This window comes from Pseudoalteromonas sp. NBT06-2, from assembly GCF_002276045.1.
Classification (GTDB): domain Bacteria; phylum Pseudomonadota; class Gammaproteobacteria; order Enterobacterales; family Alteromonadaceae; genus Pseudoalteromonas.
Window position 1 is genome coordinate 1 of record NZ_NQMR01000052.1, and the last position, 19,933, is coordinate 19,933.

The 19,933-nt window shown below is 33.3% G+C and carries 19 protein-coding genes and 1 pseudogene; 10 read left to right on the forward strand and 10 right to left on the reverse strand.

Annotation, left to right across the window (positions count from 1 at the left end; translation table 11 throughout):
• Positions 1-242, forward strand: a pseudogene (locus CJF42_RS27460) (IS1595 family transposase); the annotation flags it as partial.
• 149 nt (positions 243-391) lie between these two features.
• A complete protein-coding gene (locus CJF42_RS27465; RefSeq protein ID WP_170940583.1) occupies positions 392-556 on the forward strand; it encodes a hypothetical protein in 165 nt (54 codons plus the stop codon).
• Between the two features lie 293 nt (positions 557-849).
• On the opposite strand, the gene CJF42_RS11775 is transcribed toward CJF42_RS27465, so the two are convergent.
• Complete coding sequence (locus CJF42_RS11775; RefSeq protein WP_095366874.1) at positions 850-1,500, reverse strand: helix-turn-helix domain-containing protein; 651 nt, start codon at positions 1,498-1,500, stop codon at positions 850-852.
• Positions 1,501-1,692: 192 nt separating this feature from the next.
• On the opposite strand from CJF42_RS11775, the gene CJF42_RS11780 reads away from it, so the two are divergent.
• From CJF42_RS11780 to CJF42_RS11800, 5 genes are all read left to right on the forward strand, one after another.
• Positions 1,693-2,121, forward strand: a complete 429-nt coding sequence (locus CJF42_RS11780) for a hypothetical protein (RefSeq protein ID WP_141235545.1) — start codon at positions 1,693-1,695, stop codon at positions 2,119-2,121.
• Entirely contained in the window at positions 2,112-2,444 is a 333-nt protein-coding gene (locus CJF42_RS11785; RefSeq protein WP_141235546.1) for a hypothetical protein, read from the forward strand. The genes CJF42_RS11780 and CJF42_RS11785 overlap by 10 nt, the downstream gene beginning before the upstream one ends.
• 703 nt (positions 2,445-3,147) lie before the next feature.
• Positions 3,148-4,521: an MATE family efflux transporter gene (locus tag CJF42_RS11790; RefSeq protein WP_095366877.1), complete on the forward strand. Its 1,374-nt coding sequence runs from the start codon at positions 3,148-3,150 to the stop codon at positions 4,519-4,521.
• On the forward strand, positions 4,518-6,524 hold the full coding sequence (gene uvrB, locus CJF42_RS11795; protein WP_095366878.1) for an excinuclease ABC subunit UvrB: 2,007 nt from the start codon (positions 4,518-4,520) through the stop codon (positions 6,522-6,524). Before CJF42_RS11790 ends, uvrB begins: the two co-directional genes overlap by 4 nt.
• Positions 6,517-7,521 carry a class I SAM-dependent methyltransferase gene (locus CJF42_RS11800; protein WP_095366879.1) on the forward strand — a complete coding sequence of 335 codons (1,005 nt, stop codon included), beginning with the start codon at positions 6,517-6,519 and terminating at the stop codon, positions 7,519-7,521. The genes uvrB and CJF42_RS11800 overlap by 8 nt, the downstream gene beginning before the upstream one ends.
• A gap of 13 nt (positions 7,522-7,534) precedes the next feature.
• On the opposite strand, the gene CJF42_RS11805 is transcribed toward CJF42_RS11800, so the two are convergent.
• The 6 genes from CJF42_RS11805 to queC all read right to left on the reverse strand — a co-directional run bounded on the left by CJF42_RS11805 (position 7,535) and on the right by queC (position 13,175).
• Positions 7,535-7,777: a hypothetical protein gene (locus CJF42_RS11805; protein WP_095366880.1), complete on the reverse strand. Its 243-nt coding sequence runs from the start codon at positions 7,775-7,777 to the stop codon at positions 7,535-7,537.
• Complete coding sequence (locus tag CJF42_RS11810) at positions 7,774-9,300, reverse strand: methyl-accepting chemotaxis protein (RefSeq protein WP_095366881.1); 1,527 nt, start codon at positions 9,298-9,300, stop codon at positions 7,774-7,776. Before CJF42_RS11810 ends, CJF42_RS11805 begins: the two co-directional genes overlap by 4 nt.
• 178 nt (positions 9,301-9,478) lie before the next feature.
• Complete coding sequence (locus CJF42_RS11815; RefSeq protein ID WP_095366882.1) at positions 9,479-9,730, reverse strand: hypothetical protein; 252 nt, start codon at positions 9,728-9,730, stop codon at positions 9,479-9,481.
• 40 nt (positions 9,731-9,770) lie between these two features.
• A complete protein-coding gene (locus CJF42_RS11820; protein WP_095366883.1) occupies positions 9,771-10,004 on the reverse strand; it encodes a hypothetical protein in 234 nt (77 codons plus the stop codon).
• Between the two features lie 82 nt (positions 10,005-10,086).
• Entirely contained in the window at positions 10,087-12,213 is a 2,127-nt protein-coding gene (locus CJF42_RS11825) for a winged helix-turn-helix domain-containing protein (protein ID WP_170940584.1), read from the reverse strand.
• 302 nt (positions 12,214-12,515) lie between these two features.
• The gene (gene queC / locus CJF42_RS11830; RefSeq protein WP_095366885.1) at positions 12,516-13,175 is read right to left on the reverse strand and encodes a 7-cyano-7-deazaguanine synthase QueC; all 660 of its coding nucleotides are present in this window, start codon (positions 13,173-13,175) and stop codon (positions 12,516-12,518) included.
• Positions 13,176-13,279: 104 nt separating this feature from the next.
• Between queC and queE the strand changes: the two genes are divergently transcribed.
• On the forward strand, positions 13,280-13,945 hold the full coding sequence (gene queE / locus CJF42_RS11835; RefSeq protein WP_095366919.1) for a 7-carboxy-7-deazaguanine synthase QueE: 666 nt from the start codon (positions 13,280-13,282) through the stop codon (positions 13,943-13,945).
• A 5-nt stretch (positions 13,946-13,950) separates the two neighbouring features.
• On the opposite strand, the gene CJF42_RS11840 is transcribed toward queE, so the two are convergent.
• Both CJF42_RS11840 and CJF42_RS11845 read right to left on the reverse strand, forming a co-directional pair.
• Entirely contained in the window at positions 13,951-14,835 is an 885-nt protein-coding gene (locus CJF42_RS11840) for a LysR substrate-binding domain-containing protein (RefSeq protein WP_095366886.1), read from the reverse strand.
• 453 nt (positions 14,836-15,288) lie between these two features.
• Positions 15,289-17,046: a collagenase gene (locus CJF42_RS11845; protein ID WP_170940585.1), complete on the reverse strand. Its 1,758-nt coding sequence runs from the start codon at positions 17,044-17,046 to the stop codon at positions 15,289-15,291.
• A 148-nt stretch (positions 17,047-17,194) separates the two neighbouring features.
• On the opposite strand from CJF42_RS11845, the gene pyrC reads away from it, so the two are divergent.
• Entirely contained in the window at positions 17,195-18,223 is a 1,029-nt protein-coding gene (pyrC, locus tag CJF42_RS11850) for a dihydroorotase (protein WP_095366888.1), read from the forward strand.
• Between the two features lie 83 nt (positions 18,224-18,306).
• Here pyrC and CJF42_RS29090 read toward each other — a convergent pair whose 3' ends face one another.
• Positions 18,307-19,344 carry a phospholipase effector Tle1 domain-containing protein gene (locus tag CJF42_RS29090; protein ID WP_170940586.1) on the reverse strand — a complete coding sequence of 346 codons (1,038 nt, stop codon included), beginning with the start codon at positions 19,342-19,344 and terminating at the stop codon, positions 18,307-18,309.
• Between the two features lie 202 nt (positions 19,345-19,546).
• Between CJF42_RS29090 and CJF42_RS11860 the strand changes: the two genes are divergently transcribed.
• The gene (locus CJF42_RS11860; protein ID WP_095366890.1) at positions 19,547-19,813 is read left to right on the forward strand and encodes a hypothetical protein; all 267 of its coding nucleotides are present in this window, start codon (positions 19,547-19,549) and stop codon (positions 19,811-19,813) included.
• The last annotated feature ends 120 nt before the right edge of the window (positions 19,814-19,933 follow it).

Consider the following 19,933-nt stretch of genomic DNA (forward strand, 5'->3'; position numbering starts at 1 on the left):
CAATAGAACTACATTGTCGTCAGCTAACAGAATGTGATCGTTGTCATAAACAAGCATCCATCACTTCAGGTACGCTATTTCACAGTAGTAATTTACCGCTACTCAAGTGGTTTTGGGTTTTATATTTTGTTGACTCAGATAAAGGAAGTATTTTAGCGTTAAGGTTGAGCAAGTTCATCGAAGTCAATTGGATAATAGCTCGACTTATTTTAAAGAAAGTAAGAGCTGCTATGGGCAATTAGAGATAGTCTTTATCGGTTGCCTAGCACAATAGAGCTAGATGATGCCTTTATTGGAGGGAAACATAAAGGTAATAGAGGGAGAGGAGCGCAAGGTAAAACTCTTGTACTTATTGCTTGTGATCACAGGTTGACAGATCGGATTTATTGCAATGAAAGCCGTTAACTCTGTTAATTTTAAAAATGGTGATGACTTTGTTAAGCATCATTTATTGGCAGGTCAGAATGTAAGAGCTGATGCATTTAGAGGTCTAAATACTATTGATAAAATTCAACGATATGAGCCAAGGGTAACGCCAAGTAAGTATGGTTGCTAAATCGTTACCTTTGGTTCATATTGTCATAGGCATGTAAAAGAATATATGGGATTAAGTGAGACAAAGTATAGGCTATAGGAGATTTTGGACTTTAATCCGCCCAGGGGAGGTGATAATTTATGTAACCGACAGGTCTAAGTGATAAATGGGATAATAAAAGAATATATGGGATTATGTGAGACAGAATAATGGCTGTGAGGGATTTTTAACTTAAAATAAGTGCGAAACAAAGCGCGGATTAAAATGATAATTTAAAGTGTGAAACCGTGATAAACACGCATTTAGCTGATAAATTAAAGTTTACCTAATGAGAACTTGGCTTTTCCAACCAACCCCAATGTTTGTAAAATAATGTTCCTTTCCATTTCACCACCTTCTAGCATAAACACTCTGTTTTCTTGTGCAGGGTTATCAAAGCACATCACCAATGAACTTCCAGTGAGTTCTACTCTTGCTATAGTAAACTCATTAGTTAGGGGGTTACTAAAGCCATACAGGCAATTAGAAGTGATTTCCTTGTCTAATGTATCACACAGAACAATTGAGCCTTTGGGCATAGGTTTAAACAGATCATTACTGACTTCATACGACTGAAAGTTACTTGATTGGTTAGAAAGTAATTTTTCTAATGTGTTATCTGATGTATTTTTATTGTTTTGAGAGTCACTAGACTTAAATTTACTTCCCTGATAGCTAAGCTCTTCTAATGCTTTTCTCTTGGCTCCATCAGTAATAGAGCTTGATTCTATACGCTTAGAAAGGATTTGAACGAAGGAAATATCGAGTTCTTTACAGAAGTTTAAAAGGTAGTCTAGAGGAGGATCTCTATCATCTTCATAATTAGCTTGTGTGTTTCTATGAACGTTTAGGGCCTTGGCTAATGCGCCTTGGGAATAAAGTTTGTTTTCCCTCATAGTAACTAAGTACTTGTTAAAATGACCCATTCTCTAAATCTTCGCTAATAAACCTAATTCTCTTTTTATTAAAACATACAAGTTTGTGCATACAAAATAAAAAATGAAAATGTTCCCTATAAAGCCGAGTTAATTGGTTTTGTAATTGCTTTTTTATACCATTTTTTAAGAAAACCAAAAAATAACTCTTTGATGATTATATCGGGCGTAATGATTGCCTGTTTGGCTATTGCAGATGTAATTCAAAATTATGTTTTTCCGAATATAGAGTATGAAACAAGGATTTATTTCTGGTATTTAACCTGGGCTGCTTTTTCAATAATTCAGCCAGCTTTAATTACATTAGTACACTGGTATTTTGGTGTCTTCTTATCATCATCGGTGAGAGCGCTTTTTATATTGATGGCGATAAATGCATTTTTAAATGTTTTATTGTTCATAGATAGAAATATTATAGCTTTAAATGATTTTAATGGTGTCAATTTGAATCCTCGCACTGAAGCATGGTTATTGTGGGATATTTATAGCGTTGGTATAAATGTAAATATTTGGTTTTTAATTTTTATGTTGTTTTCTAAAGGTTTTTTTAAGGATCGTTTAATATGGATTTTATTATCGTATTTGTTTTGTTGGTTTGTGTTTTGGCTTTAGTTGTATTTTCTTATCGGTTTTACATGCTAGAAGAAAAAATAAAGATACCACAACGTCATTTAGAAAGAATGACAGAGGAATCAATTAATAAATTGTGTGATGTTCTAAAAGATAAAGGTGTCTCTGAAGAGTTATTAATCAGCGTTAGAGAGAGCCGTAATTTAACGAGCGCAAGTAATTTAGTTGTTAATAGCGATGTGCCTTCAAGAACTTTAGTTGATCTAATTAGAGGAGCTGAGGAGCTTATACAAAGACAAGAAGAAACGGGAGAGGATCTGTCCGTGGCAATATCAATGCTTTTGTCACAAGCAAGAGCTTTGTAATCACTTTCTAGAGGTTTTAAATAAAAAGACGGGCTAAGGCTCGTCTTTTTGTTTTTTATCACTTTAACCCGCGCGGGGAAGGTGATAAATTAAAAAAATATTTTATCACTTTAACCCGCGGCGTTTATCATTTTCGCTCGGCGGCTACACGTGGCGTTTATCATTTTCGTTCGGCGGCTACACCTAGATTATAAATTTATCTGAAGCCTAGAATTTTGAATTGGGTTTGGTATATAAGCTTGATTAAATAAGGTTTGATCTTAGTTACCCACAGAATCTGTGGATAACTATGTTTATTAATCTTTAAGAAAGTGTTGAAGGCCTTTATATTTGAGGTATACAGCAATATCAATAGTTTTATTGAAATAAATATTGTTCAATTAAAACAGTGTGTTGTGATTGTCAAATTTTTTATAGTTATAATTTAAAAAATATTACCTTTATAAATATTGACTATTTTTACTTGTGTAAAAATGAAGCTTTTGAAAGCTTTGTTGTTACTAACTTGTAAATTTAAGTGCACTTTTGTGTTTAACATCTTAAATTCGGTATTTAATTTAATATTTTGTTAGTAAGTTGCGTTAAATGAATTTACTGTTTTCTAAGTTGCTAAGGTTTTGGGCATGTTTTAGAATAGCCGACTCCTAACAGGCAGGTGTTATTTAAATCAAAAGTAATATCAAAAATTAAGATGTGAAAGATTATGAGAAATGAAACTAAATCACCTGATCTATTAAGTGCTCCCATTCCAAAAACAATCAGAGACATGACCATACCTATGATATTTGGCATGGTTACCTTAATGCTGTTTAACCTGGTAGATACATTTTTTGTTAGTTTACTAGGTATTGAACCTTTAGCGGCCATTAGTTTCACTTTTCCAGTGACATTTACGGTTATAAGTTTAGCAATAGGATTGAGCATAGGTACTTCTGCTATTATTGCTAAAGCGCTAGGTTCTGGAAACTTAGAGGAAGCAAGATTTGATGGCGCTGTTGCGTTAATTATATCAGCCCTATTTGTTTCGGTTTTTGCATTTATTGGATACTTATTTGTCGATCCTATTTTTACATTGCTAGGAGCAACGGATGGTTTAATACCCTTGATTCAAGATTACATGTACGTTTGGTTTTTTGGTAGTATTTTTTTGATAACACCTATGATTGGGAACGCTGTTTTAAGGGCTAGCGGGGATACTAAAACACCCAGTATGATTATGGGGGGCGCAGGAATTATTAATGCAATTTTAGATCCCATCTTTATATTTGGCTTTGGTCCAGTTCCTGCTATGGGTATTCAAGGGGCAGCAATAGCCAGTGTTATTGCTTGGACCACAGGTGTATTTATTATTTTATATCTACTAATAATAAAGAAAAAACTTATTAGTTTAGATGCAAAAAAACAAACATTTTTACTGGCAACAAAAAAAATGTTGAAGATTGGTTTACCTGCAGCAGGTGCTAACATGCTAACACCAATAGCCATGGCTGTTATGACGGCGCTTGTTGCTCACCATGGTACAGAGGCTGTTGCAGCTTTTGGAGTAGGAAGCAGAATAGAATCTATTTCTAGTATCGTTGTATTAGCATTATCTATGACATTACCGCCTTTTATCAGTCAAAATTTTGGTGCTGGTAAATTTGATCGTGTTGCCATAGCCTATAAAACCACACTTAAATTCATTATAATTTGGCAGTTTGCTATTTACGTATTATTAATTGCTTTTTCAGCTGTAATCGCAAATATATTTGCATCATCTGAAGGTGTCATCTCTGTAATAATACTCTTCATCTGGGTTTTACCTTTAGGGTATGGGCTACAAGGCGTGATTATATTATCTAATTCCTCATTTAATGCTATGCATAAACCTATGAATGCATTAATGATGAGTGTAATAAGATTATTTGTTTTTTATATACCGTTTGCTTATATAGGCAGCCTATACTGGGGCATTCATGGTTTATTTGTAGGTGCTTTAATAGGTAATGTCTTTACTGCTTTTATTTCGTATCGTTGGTTTTGTCAGACATTGCAATTGATAGAAAGTAATAATCAAATAAAGGTTTGCCAAGCATGAGTTTAACATTCAATTTAAAATCTGACTATTCTCCAAATGGCGATCAACCTCAAGCAATAGAAAAACTTTGTGATGGTTTAGAGGCCGGTCTTGCACATCAAACATTAGAAGGGGCCACTGGTACAGGAAAAACTTTTACCATGGCTAATGTGATTGCCAATACAAATAGACCCACCATTATTATGGCGCATAATAAAACGCTAGCGGCACAATTATATGGTGAGATGAAAGAATACTTTCCTGATAATGCGGTTGAATACTTTGTTTCATATTATGATTATTACCAACCAGAAGCTTATGTTGTTGCTAGTGATACTTTTATAGAAAAAGATGCCTCTATTAATGAACATATTGAGCAAATGCGTTTATCGGCAACTAAAGCATTATTAGAAAGAAAAGATGTCATTATTATTGCTTCTGTTTCTGCAATTTATGGTTTGGGTGATCCCGATTCATATATGAAAATGATGTTATTGCTCAAGCAAGGTGACACCATAGATCAAAGAGATATGTTACGCCGTTTAGCTGAATTACAATATACACGCAATGATATCGATTTTAGCCGAGGTACTTATAGAGTGAGAGGCGAAGTTATCGATATCTTTCCAGCAGAGTCTGATAAGTATGCCGTAAGAGTTGAGATGTTTGACGAAGAGATAGATCGTTTAAGTATTTTTGATCCCTTAACAGGTGCAGTAGATAAATATATTGTAAGGGCTACAATATATCCTAAAAGCCATTATGTGACACCAAGAGAAAAAATACTCGCGGCAACAGAAGAAATAAAAAAAGAGCTTAAGCAGCACCGAGCGTACTTACTAGAAAAAAATCATTTAGTTGAAGAACAACGAGTTGCTCAAAGAACACAGTACGACCTAGAAATGATGACTGAATTAGGTTACTGCTCTGGTATCGAAAATTATAGTCGTTACTTATCAGGTCGAAACCCAGGCGATCCACCACCAACTTTGCTTGATTATTTGCCTGATAATGCCTTAATGATTATAGATGAATCTCATGTCACAGTCTCTCAAATTGGCGCAATGTATAAAGGTGATAGAAGCCGTAAAGAGAACTTAGTTGAATATGGTTTCAGATTACCATCAGCTATGGATAATCGTCCTATGCGTTTTGAAGAATTTGATGCTGTTGCACCGCAACGTATTTATGTTTCTGCAACACCTGGAAATTATGAAATAGAGCATTCAAGTGATGAAATTGCTTTTCAAGTCATTCGACCTACGGGGTTATTAGATCCTATTATCGAAATTAGACCAGTTGCCACACAAGTTGATGACCTACTGTCAGAAATATATAAAAGAGCAAAAATTAAAGAGCGCGTATTAGTGACAACTTTAACTAAGCGTATGGCTGAAGATCTTACTGATTATTTATCTGAACACGATGTTAAAGTAAGGTACTTGCATTCAGATATAGATACAGTAGAGCGTGTTGAAATAATAAGGGATTTAAGAGCTGGTGTATTTGATGTGTTAGTTGGCATTAACTTACTTCGTGAAGGTCTGGATATGCCTGAAGTGTCATTAGTAGCTATTTTAGATGCAGATAAAGAAGGATTTTTACGCTCAGAGCGCTCACTTATACAAACCATTGGTCGCGCAGCTCGAAACCTAAAAGGCAGAGCCATTTTATATGCTGATCGCATTACAGGTTCAATGGAAAAGGCTATAGATAAAACAAAAAATCGTCGTGAAATTCAACATGCATACAATGTTAAGCATAATATTACGCCAACGGGCTTAATTAAAAAAATTACAGATGTGATGGATTTAGGTGAAAAAGCAGAAAGAGAAAGTAATACAAATCACCTTATTCCCAGTAGACAAGTTAAAAAACCAATGATGGATGCGCATCAAATTGGTACTGAAATAAAACGATTAGAAGCAAAAATGTTAACCCATGCACGAGAGCTTGAATTTGAACAAGCAGCTAAAGTGCGTGATGAAATTCAACAATTACATGATAATTTAATAAATGCCTAATTTAATAAACTCTCAAACTAAAAATGCTTATTTTCCGCTTTTAAAAGCGCTCAGCGATTCACTTAATACACAGGTAAATAATTTAAATGAGATAGAAAAGCAACACTCATCATTGATAGATAACAAAGAGTTATGTCGTATTTTTCATGGCAGGGGCCATGCATTTGAAGAATTAAGTCACTTAAATTTAGATTTTTATTCGCCTTACTTATTTTTAATCTCTTATACAGATATTGAACCTAACGAGCTTGAAATTTTAACTCAGTTAATATGGCAGCATGTAGAAATATCTAAAAGTATAAATATTAAAGGTTTGATATATCAACAAAGAGCAGGAAGAGATACACATACACAAATAATTCATGGTAAGGACCCTAAAAGTTTTGAAATACAAGAGCTCGGTATAAAATACCAAGTTGAATTAACCAAAAGTCAAAATACAGGTATTTTTCCCGATATGAAAATGGGAAGAGCATGGGTAAAAAATCATGCAATCGATGCTAAGGTACTTAATTTGTTTTCTTATACTTGTGGCTTCTCATTAACCGCTATGGCTGGAGGGGCGAAACAGGTGGTTAATATGGATATGAATAAAGGGGTATTGCGTACTGGTAAAATAAACCACGAACTAAATGGGTTTACTCGTTATGTTAGTTTTTATCCCCATGATATTTTAAAGTCATTTGGTAAGCTAAAAAAGTTAGGGCCATTTGACTTAGTCGTTGTGGATCCTCCAAGTTTTCAAAAAGGCAGTTTTGTACTCACAAAAGACTATCAAAAAATATTACGTCGCTTACCTGAGATATTAATGGATAAAGCACGGTTATTGCTATGTGCAAACAGTCCTGAATTAAGCCTTCAATCATTTAAAAATTTAATATCAGAACATGCAGGTGAAAATTTTTCCTTTATTGAGCGACTTGTCCCTGCACCTAACTTTGTTGAATTAGATGAGGACCGCAGCTTAAAAGCCTTGGTTTACCAATTTAATCATTAAAAAAAGACTCTTTTTATAAATTGTTTATATCTTTTTGCACTGAATAACCTTCATCAGTCACAATTTTTTCGAGCACTTGAATACGGTGCTCTAAAGTTGTGATTTTTTGCTCTAATGACTCATTTTTTAGATCATTTTGCTGGTTTAAGTTAAACGTTTTTTCTTTAAATTCTAAATGTTTTTTATACATATCATACATAACACCAAACCCAACAGAAATAAAAACAATTAAAACGATCATAGTCGTACCTGTCATAACTTAACACCTTGTTTTTGTGGGATAAAAGTTTTAGCTAAATTACTTATTATTTCAATCTCTTTTTGTAATTCATCCATTTGAGATGCAACTACTTCTGTCTGTTGCCAATTATGTTCTGAGCTTTGTTTTATTTCAATCACATGATTATTTATTTCATTGGAAACAGCGCTTTGTTCTTCAGCAGCAGTCGCTATTTGCATCGACAAGCCTGACAGTTGTTGCATTTTTTGATGAATGATAGCAATGGCTTGATCTGAACTCTCAGCTTGTGCAACACAGTTATCTGCATTGTCTTTGTTCTTTGTCATCATGACTAACCAGTCATTAATCGTTGCGAGCATTTCAGATAGACTGGTATGAACATGAATTGCTGTTTCTTGTGTACGAGATGATAAGTTTCTTACTTCATCAGCAACGACGGCAAAACCGCGACCATGCTCTCCTGCTCTAGCAGCTTCTATTGCCGCATTTAACGCTAGTAGGTTAGTTTGATCAGCAATAGATTGAATGTCTGTCATTAACTTGCCAACATTTTGTGCTTCATTATTTAATTTATCAGCAGCTGAAGAAGCTTGTTCGACTTCATCAGCTAATTGTTTTATTTCAATTGTAGTTGTATTAATACCACTTTGCGCTTGTTCACATAAATTGTATGTAGAACTGATTTCATCTGAAGTTGAAATACTATTTAGCGCTATTTCTTGGGTAGAGGTAATCATTTGTGCCATAGCTGAGCTGACTTCAGTTAGCTCATGCTGCTGAGTTACTAGGTTGGTGCGGGTCTGTTCAGTACCTTGGTGAACCCTATTTATAATACCTGATATAGGTTTAGTTGCATCTAAAGTGCGTTCTAATATCGCTTTTATTTTTGTTTTTAATAAACTGATATTAAAATCAAATACACTTGCTGTTCCTTTACCAAAATAGACTTGTCGACTAACACTATCAAACGTAGATTGCATTTTTTGTGCTTTTTTGGCCATAGGAATGATGTCTTGCCAAAAAACAATAATGGGTGTGATAGCTGAAACCGCTGCAATAAGCGATACCGTAAAATCAAGATAAGTAAAAATAAAAATTTGCGATAATAAACTAAGAAAAACCAGTAGGGTAAAGCGATGTGTTCGGGTGAATTCAAATATTAAAGATTTTCCTTTTAATTTATTATATACCTTATTTGCTTGCTTTATCATTTTATCAGTCGCTAGCGTGCTGATTGCTTGATGACCAATGATTTTACCATTTTGAAATTGCGGAGTTATAAAGGTGTTAATCCAGCACTTAGAACCATCTTTGGCAGTTTTACATAATATCCCTTGCCATGAAAAGCCCTTTTCTAGGCTGGCTTTAATTTCTTCTTTAACCGAAGCTGGCATATCAGGAGAATCTAAATCACGACTGTTTCTACCGAGTAATTTATCTTGTGAATAACCTAAACTTTGGCAGTAATCAGGGTTAACATAAGTATATTCACCTTGGGTATTAGTCAGTGAAATTAGTTGAACGCTTGTGTCGGTCATTTGATTCCCTTCTATTACATATCAAATATTGCATTATATTCTAAAGGAAAAAAATAAAGAGTAAATGATCCAAATCATATTAAGGTCAGTTAGGTTTTGATTATATTAACGTTTTATTTTTATATAAGAGGGGGAGAGTGATAATTTGCTTTAAATAAAATAAATTGAGTATAAAATATTAAAAATTACTGATGCCATCTAAATAACCTTTTGCAAATGCGGCATGTGGACTTTTATGCTGTAACGTCATTGATTGACTTTCATGTAATGTTTCTAACTCTATATTAAGAGATTCTTCTTTATTTTTACCCGCTCTTAAGCCTTTTTCATAGGCACATCCAGCACATTTAAATTTACCAGCGCCACTTTTATCCTCGGGTAAAGAATCAAGGAGAGACCAGTGGTGATGATTTTTAGTACAAATTTTCATGGTTTCTCCAATTTTTAGTTAACATAAATATTTACCAAAATTATAGTTTTAGTAAGTCTATAAATTTATTGATATGTAAAATAATAAATGTATTTTTTTCCTTTTTGACGTATTTCTCTTTCTCTGTGCAATATGGCTGTGGAAGACATGTATTGATTGATATATTAGTTACTTGCTTTTTGTTATTTTGCTCTTTTACTTCATCTGATGAGTGGGCTAATGGCATAAAGCTAAATATAAAAGCAGTTAATAAAGTCGATTTTAGTAAAGTCATAGAGAATCCATTTAATGATATTTGTATAATGTAGAATACAAACCTTAACAATAAAATGATTGTGAAAACCTTGTTTTTATATTTACAATATTTTAATGGGTACTTTAGCGATATAAGTATTGTGTAATGTTCTGCTGTTAAATATTAGCTTTTCATTTGAAATGCTAAAATCATATACATAATTATCAAATGAAATCATAAGAGTTTTTTCTTGGGTTAATAAGTGTATTTTATATAGTTTTTTAGTATCAGTATTTAAGTTGTAAATTTGATTGGCATTAACTTGCCACTTTAAAGATGATGAATGAGGTTTGTTAAGTGATACAATTTTATTTTTAATAATTTCTAGATTGCTATTAAGTTTATAAATGTCATTGTTGAATGTTTGATTAATATAATAAGTATTATTTGAGCAATCTCCTCTTATAGACTCAATACTTGTAAGTAATTTTGTTTTATTTAGAGTGAGGGTATTGATTTTAAATAAATCCCAATTTCCTTTGTCATAAATTGAAGTGAAAACCGTATTGTGATTGTTACATGCCCATATAGCATTCTTAGCTAACAAAGGCGTTTTTGTTAGCGCTATAGTTTCTTTTTCATTGATATGAATTAAGAGCAGTTGTTGATTTTTGGTGAAAATAAGTGAATTGCCATCATCCGAAAACCTCAAATCATCAGCTATTAAATTATTATCAGTAAAATGTGTTAATTGTGATAATTCATTATTATCCGATAGCCAAATTTGTTTTTCACCAGAGCGGTTTGATATAAAAGCAATTAAATTATGTTTTTCATTTTGATAAGATGTCGCACCAAAGTCATCAAAGCTAGAGGTAATCAAATCATTCATTTTTGGCTCTATACTCATTAGGTTAAGTGATTTAACATTTTTAGTAAATGGGTCACCAAAACTTAATAGCACTTCATTATTGGAGATTACTTTTGGTGAAAATATTTTTTCAGATGATTGATATAATAGCCTTTCTTTTAAGTTGTGTATATTAATGGCTTTTAGTGATTCTTTTGCATCAATATATATAATTAAATCATCACTAGGGCTCCAGTCAACATAATATGCTGCATGGTTTAATTTTTTTAAAACTTTAACTTCACCTGAAAGTAAATCTAAATACATTAAATTATAATTAGAAGATGTCGATCTGATAAATGCGATTTTAGATCCATCAAAGTTTAAGCTAAAACTATAATCACCAAGATCCTTTATTGTTGGGCTGGTGAGTGTTTCCTGTTGTTTTGAGATTAAATGCATTCTTTTTATTCTAAGAGGCTGCTTATGACTTTCTGAATAAGAAAAATATAACCAATTATTTTTTATCGTCAAAGGAGAAATACTTATAAGGTTACCGCAGCTGGTTATGATTTGTGGGTCTGAAAATGTCAAAGCTTGTGTTATTTTAGTTCGTTTAATTAAGCATTTTTTATTAAGGTACTCTTGATAGTATAAGTATTCGCCATTTGAGGACCAGGTAGGCGAAGCTGTATACCGAGAGGGGTCTAAGGAAACGACTTTATTGCTATTAATATTTTTAACTATCACTTGCATATTAGCGGTTTCAGTTTTTTTATGTACAAAGGCTAATAAGTTTTTATTGGGAGAAATTGCTGGGTTAAACTCATGGCCTTCAAGGTAAGTTAATGGTACCGGGGGCTCAAAGCGAGGAATATTGTCATTTGTCATTTTTTTATTTTCAATATTTGTACTGTTACTGATAAGGTTGAAAATAAGCACGAGTAAAATGGCTAAAGCAGATATAACAGCAAACAATTTTATTGGGTAAGCTTTTGCTGAATTGATATTATTTAATTGATCATTCTCTTTTGATGTAACTTTTATTGTTTCCGGCTCAATAATTTCTTTTTCTATGAATTTAACTTCACATACCAAAGAGTAACCAATTTTTGGATGTGTTTTAATATAATCATTTTTGTCGCCACCAAGTACTTTTCTTAATCTAGAAACAACCGCATTGATTGTGAGCTCTTCAACAATTCGACCAAACCAAACAGTTTCAATGAGTTGATCACGGTTTACGACTTGTGAATGATTCTCTATTAAAAATTGTAATAGTAGACATTGCTTGTTTTCAAGGCTTACAGACTCATCACTCGCATCATCCTTGAACAATGTTTTTGTACTGGGATCAAAAATCCAGTCTTTTATTTTTATAAAATGATGTTTACTCAAAGCCTTTACTACCAAAAAGAAATTATTTATAACTTGCTACAGTCTAAAGGTTTTTGAATTATATTGCTCTGATAATTTATGAGATTGTCATTTTTTTTTATTTAGTTAAATTATAATGGTGTTTTTGTAATGGGTACGTGAAGATGTGTGAATTATATCTAATATTTTTATTGATAGGTTGTTGCTTTTTGATGAGGAAGTTTTATTAATTTTATGAGCTTCATTAGTCAATTACAAAAAGGTGAAGATATCTGTTTTTAGAATGATATCTTCAGATATTTTAATGAGCAGTTTGGCTAAAACTAAGCTTCATATGAAATTGGGTCAATCACATTATTTAATTTAAATGCTTCTAGTCTTTCTTGACAAGCACCACATTTTCCACATGCTTTTTCACGTCCGTTATAACAGGTCCAAGTTTGACTATAATCTAAATTCATCTCTAGGCCATCAGTTAAAATGTCTATTTTACTATTTTTAAGGTAAGGGCTGACAATTTCAACCTCATCATAGTTAGCAATACGGCAAACATCATCCATTTTTTTCACAAACTCGGGACGACAATCAGGGTAAATAGCATGATCGCCAGAGTGAGCACCATAATAAACTTTGCATGCTTTGAGTGATACCGCATAACCAACAGCTAATGAAAGCAAAATCATATTACGATTAGGTACTATGGTACTTTTCATATTTTCGGCTTCATAATGACCTTCAGGTACATCAATGTCATCAGTTAATGAGGAACCGCCAATTATTTGATTTATAGCTGAAATATCTACAATTTTATGATGAACATCTAAGTCTTTACAGGCCAATGCTGCCACATCAAGTTCCTTTACATGTCGTTGGCCGTAATCGAATGATAAGGCATACACTTCATAGCCATCTCTTAGGGCTTTGTTTAATACGGTATATGAATCCATTCCACCAGAATAAATAACAACAACTTTTTGCGACATATTTCTCAGACTCTCGTATAATAGATGCTTTTGTCAGGGCGCGATATTCTACACCTAGGCTTTGATAATGACAATTTTAGTTTATATCGAGAGTGAAAACCCTTTTGTACAAAATCAATGAAATATTCGAAACAATCCAAGGAGAAGCGAGTTTTACTGGCACTCCTTCAATTTTTATTCGTTTACAGGGGTGCCCTGTAGGCTGTTCTTGGTGTGATACCAAACAGACTTGGCAAGCATCTGATGTGTATAAAGTTGATTTACAAAAAACAGTAGAGAAAAAAGCAGACTCTGAATTATGGGCTGATAGCTCTGCGGAGCAGATTTTGTCTTTAATTCAGGATAAAGGTTATCAAGCAAAACATATCGTGATCACGGGTGGTGAGCCTTGTTTATTTGATTTAAACCCTATGTGTAAATTACTGCATGAAAATGGCTTTTCAACACAATTAGAAACAAGTGGTACCTTTGAAATTAAGGTGCCTGAAAAAACCTGGGTAACGGTTTCGCCTAAAATAAATATGCGCGGTGGTTATCCTGTTTTAAAATCAGCCATGCTTAGAGCTAATGAAATTAAACATCCCATCGCGATGATGAAACATGTTGAAGAATTAGAAGTATTATTAGAGGAAATGAATATTCAACCGCCATTAGTATATCTGCAACCCATTAGCCAAAAAGCAAAAGCAACTCGTCTAGCTGTAGATGTGTGCATTGCTAAAAATTGGCGGTTATCGGTACAAATGCATAAGTATTTAGGTATAAACTAAGTTTTTTATCTGGTTGTTTGTTTACAGGTATTTATAAAGTGCCTGTAAACAGGGTTATCTTTCATATTTCGCTTCATTGCTAAATACATTGGACGTGTTAACCCTAATGCACCTAAAGGGATTGATTTTATTAGACCTTGGCTTTCATAAGGTGTCACTAACCAATCAGGTAATGCAGCAACCCCCATTCCAGCGCTGACTAATTGAAAAATTAATAGCCCTTGATCAACTGTTTTTAAATTGCCGTCATAACGGGCGTTTTGTATGAAATATTTAAATATATCTTGGCGTTGGCGTGGAATAGGGTACGAAATAATGGTTTCATCTTTTAAATCAAGCGCTGTAACATATGCTTTTTTAGCGAGTTCATGATCAGGTGCTACAATTAACTTTAATTTAAAATCAAACATATGCGCGTATTCTAAATGCTCTGGTTCACGCATATCTGAAGTTAAAACTAAATCTAATTCATCATTTAGTAACTCAGGTATTGCGTCATAGCTAAAACCGCGTTCGTAATCTATTTTTATATCAGGCCAAAAGTTATTAAACTCTTTAATTGTTGGCAATAGCCAATGAAAACAAGCATGGCACTCAACACTTAATCTCAGTTGTGAAATAGGCTGATTTAAACTTTCTTTTATACGACATTTAGTTGCTTCAACTCTAGGTAATACTTCTTGAGCAAGTTCAATTAATAACATGCCTTGCGGTGTGAAACGTACAGGATGCGTTTTACGTTCAAATAATTGGCAATCTAATTTATTTTCTAAATCTTTAATTTGATGTGATAAAGCTGATTGAGTTAAAAATAATTCACGTGCGGTATTTACCAACGATCCCGTTTCTTTGAGTGTCGACAGTGTTTTTAAATGCTTTACATCAATCATCTTTAGTTTTCCTCATCTTCTAGCTTTTTTTTACTAATATTTAGCTATCTTATAGCGTACCTGAGAGTCTTTCAACATCTAGATGGCTATAGCTTATAATTATTTTTATTTTTAAGTATGTTATTTGAACGAATTGATCGTGAAAAATAATTTAATTCAATTTAAATTAAAATAACATGAACATTAAGTTTTTTTAGCTGAATTTTATTCAATAAAGAATTTAAGGCTGTTTTATTGAATAATTAAAGATTGGTTAAGATAGTGAAGTTTGAAAGCGGTGGTACGGTATGATTGAATAACTGAACTTGAGTTAAATATTTCAATACCTTCAACGACAACTTATCAATGACTTAGCAAGGTTAAAATAACTTCAACAATAGGGGGGTTATTACCCCCTTTTAAGTTATTTATAATATCTGCTCGTTATTTCGGGGGGCTTTGATAAAACTATTCTTACAGAATATGTCTATGTTTTTGTGTTAATACTAAATTTTTAGGCATTAAATAATCACGATATAGGTATCGATATAATTTTCTTGGACTTTTATCCTTTTTAACTTCAAGATCTTTATGTGCTTCATTTTCTAACTGTTCATCTAAAAATTGAACAAAACCAGTTTGATGTTCTTGCGCTAATGTCTCTAATTGTGTTTTATAGCCAGCAAAAAAGTCATTTTTTAAATGTTGCGATAAAGCCTGAACGCCTTCAATATCAACTTGACTTAAATAATTAATGGCTAAATATGACCATTTATACACACGCTCGCTACCATCGTTATAAGTCGTTGCAAATATATCTTCTAGTGTTGGCCACTCTTCCTTGGCTGTTTCTTTAGCTTCTTGATATGCTTTAGGGTTAGTTTCTTGTCTTGAAATTAATTCAGCTAATCCTTCGCTCCACCAGACTAAATGTGAAGGAAAATGACCAAAACTGCCATATTTACTAAAACGACCATCAAGGTAATGTACGTATTCATGATTTAAGTTCCAAACTTTAAAATTAGGTCGTTGCCAAAATACTTCATAAGAATAGAATGTTGCCTGGTTATCAGGATCACTCGGTGTACCTTCGATATACATTCCACCATTGTCTGTATGTATATCAAATACCATTTGGCCATATTGATTATATTGGCTGTAATTATCAAAAATCACTACGCGCAAAGAGTGATTATGATCATTCGCTGCAGGTTGATTATGCGTATTTAGCAAAGTATGAAATTCGCTTTCTTGAGATGTTAACTTGTTACAACTGGTTTCAAGTTGGGTTTTGTTCATTTCGTTAGCACGAATAAATAAACTATCAGAACATTGATGAGTAATCGGCAGCGCTTCATCTATTGTTGGCAATGAGCACTTTCCTTCAAAATCACTTTTACATTCAGATAAACCTCTAAAGCTATTTACTAAATATCTTTGTGAAAACAAAAATTGTTTTTTGTTTAGTGCTAATTTTAAATTATCGACAAGTTGCCACACGTCAGAATCTAGCTGTTTTTTTGCTTTTTCATCCAATATTTTATGTTGGTAGGCAAGAGCCCAAAGTGCATGCTCTGATTGCCACCCTACCTGCTGAGTCAAAGATTTTAAGCTAGGCAACCAGTTTTTAGTTGCTAAAATAGTATCAGTAAGCACTTTATTATTTTTAGCTTCATAAGTTAAAAAAGCCATCGCCCTGATCACTTCCCATTTTGCATATTGAGAAGGAGTGCTTTGGCTTGTTATTGGCTGCTGTACTAGTTGCGATAATGTATTCAAATGAGGAGCAACTTTAATACTTAAAATATCTTGATTATAAAAACGATAAAGAGCCACTGCATAATGCTCAACTAACCGGGCATTACGATCATTATTGAAGTTTAATAAACCTGATGTATTGACAGAAGATAAGGCTTGTTCAAGCTGCAACCAACTTGCATCTGGCACTTGCTTAATATCAGCGTAATAACTAAAACCACGGAGATAATATAGAAGAGAATCAAGTTCTTGATTATTATATTTGTTTTCACTTAAATATTTGATACGTGCAGTTACTGTATCTAAGTATTTTGGTGTCGTTAATTCAAAGTTCCAATTGTCTTTAGTATTGAGTATCTGCGTTAAATTGATGTCAACATTTGTTATTTTTGTATTTGTAGGTGTGCTATTACAGGCATTTAATAATGATAAGCATAATGCACTGCTTAAAATTGTCAGTTTATTTTTTATCATAATTCTCTTTATTGGCTTTGTATATAACATTGAGACTATCACTAATGAATATTGTATACAATAAAGTTGTTTTAAATTTGATTTGTTACTTTACAGCTATATTTATAGCTCATATGATCATATAAATTTACTTACAGAAGATAGAGCAATGACAAGTATCACTATAGTTCGTCCTGATGATTGGCATATTCATTTACGTGATGGGGATCAATTAAAAGACACCGTGCGCGATGTAAGTCGTTACATGGGTCGTGCGATTATAATGCCAAACCTAGTACCGCCAGCAACCTGTACTGAAACAGCATTAAGCTACCGTGAACGCATTATGGCAGAAAAGCCTCAAGGGAATTTTAAACCTTTGATGGTGCTTTATCTCACAGATAAAACGACACCACAAGAAATCATAAAAGCAAAAGCGACAGGGCATATTGTTGCTGCTAAGTTGTACCCTGCTGGTGCAACTACCAATTCAGACTCTGGTGTAACGGACGTTAAAAATATGTACCCTGTATTTAAAGCGATGCAAGAAGTTGGCATGTTACTTTTAGTGCATGGAGAAGTAACCGATTCTGCTATTGATATTTTTGATCGTGAAAAGCTATTTTTAGATTCGGTATTAGCACCTGTTGTTGCTGATTTTCCAGAATTAAAAATTGTACTTGAACATATTACAACGAAAGATGCGGTAGAATTTGTAGAAGCTGCTTCTGATAATGTTGCTGCAACGATCACTGCTCATCACTTATTATATAATCGAAATCACATGTTAGCGGGTGGTATACGTCCTCATTTTTACTGTTTACCAATTTTAAAGCGTAATATTCATCAAGACGCATTAAATAAAGCGGCAACAAGTGGTAGTAAAAAATTCTTTTTAGGTACTGATTCTGCGCCACATTTAAAAGATAAAAAAGAAGCTTCATGCGGTTGTGCAGGTTCATATACAGCACATGCAGCAATAGAGTTATATGCTGAGGCGTTTGATTCTGCAGGCGCTATTGATAAATTAGAAGGCTTTGCGAGTCTAAATGGTCCTGATTTTTATAATTTACCACGTAATAGCGATACTATTACTCTCGTTAAAGAAACGTGGGATGTACCCGAATCTTATCCTTTAGGTAGCGATAGAGTTGTGCCAATTCGCGCCGGTGAGATAATTCAGTGGCAAGTAAAATAATAAATTATATGTTTAGTTATTTTGTGGTCTCTAGGTGATAATTTTTTATAAAGCCTATAGTAATTCTGTAGGTTTTTGTTTTTTTATACGCCTCTCAACCCTGTGATACCACATTTTACTTTGGATAACCGACCGTTATCAGCCATGATCTGATAGTTGGTATTTCTTAACGAATGAGGACGATAATTAGTTACTTTTTTAAATCTAAGGGCAACACTATGGTGAATTTTTGCTGTGTACTCATTAGATATTCGATCTTCTTGATTAACGCAAACTAATCTGGGAGATAAAGTACGATCTGCGATAATTTGAGTGCGCTGTTGTTGATGCATTAAACCTTCTGGGATTGGCTGAATTTCAAGGTCATCAATACATAAAAAGCTATCGATTTGTTTAAGGCGACTAAAATCTATTTCTTCTAGGTTTAAAATATGTAAGCCTTGTTGTCTGGCATGTAAACACATAAATTCTAAGCTTATATCTGATAAACCATCATACCAATAACCACCACCGATATCAGAGTGCACACCGGCAAACCATACTTCTAATACTCTGGGATCTCGATTAAACAATACAGGTTGAAAAGCAATGCGCTTTTCATCTAACGCCACAATATGTAATGCTTTTTTAATGTTCTTAGCTAAATTGCTATTTTCAAAAACAACATCGCTGGCTGGGCGTGTTTCAATTCTCATATCTGGTGAACCAATAGAGGCTACGGTATCAAAAACACCTAAAAATTTAACTTGATATTTAATTTGACTGGAAAATATTCGTGCAATGGCTGCACCACGGCTAAAACCAAAAGCAAATATTTCATCACCCTCTTGGTAATGCTTTTCTAAGTCTCGCTTAGCCTTATTGATAATTGATTTTATATCTGAAAATGCAGGTGAAAATAGAGAGTTAAATGTTTTTTTCAGCCAGTTACCATAAGTGCCGACGCCAGAATAGTAGAAACTATGTTGGTTATATTGATCATTATGAGGAGAGTTAGTTAAGCTGCCACCAAAATAAGCGTGTAATTTTAAGATATTACTTATACTTAAATCGACAGCGTAGTCCATGCTATCACTGGGTTCATTGCAAGTGCCATCAAAACAAAAAATAAATTTTTTCATTTTACACATTATTTTTTCAGCTATTTTAAGCAAGTGTACTTGATAAATGGACAATAGTGATAATTTTTATGGTAATTTTTTGTTTAATCTGTATGCTAAAAATAGATATTCTTGGATGATTTAAGTTTTGAGTAAAAGAAGTCATGTTTTTATTGTTGTATTTCTATTGATGTCCTTTTTGGGTCAATCAATGGCGTATGCTATGGATTCATGCCAGCTTCAAAAACCAAGCCACTTAACTTCAAAAATAAATATGATGGCAGATATGGATCATTCAATGGACTCATCTGAGATCAGTTGTTGTCAAACCGAACACTTATGCGCAATGAGTGGGTGTGTTTCAATGGCCATCACTTCTATTAATATGTTTTCACAAGTCGATTTTATTTCACAAAAAATAAATCAATCAAATGTTATTTTATTTAGCCAACCCCCCTCATCTTTATATCGTCCTCCTCTTAATAGCTAATGACAAAATAGATCCGTCTGAATTTTTCTGAGTTATTGCTCAGAAACTTCAAAATTATATTTAGAGGGGTATTTCTCATTATGAGTAATAGCCCCAATCTATGACCAAAAAAAGCTCTTG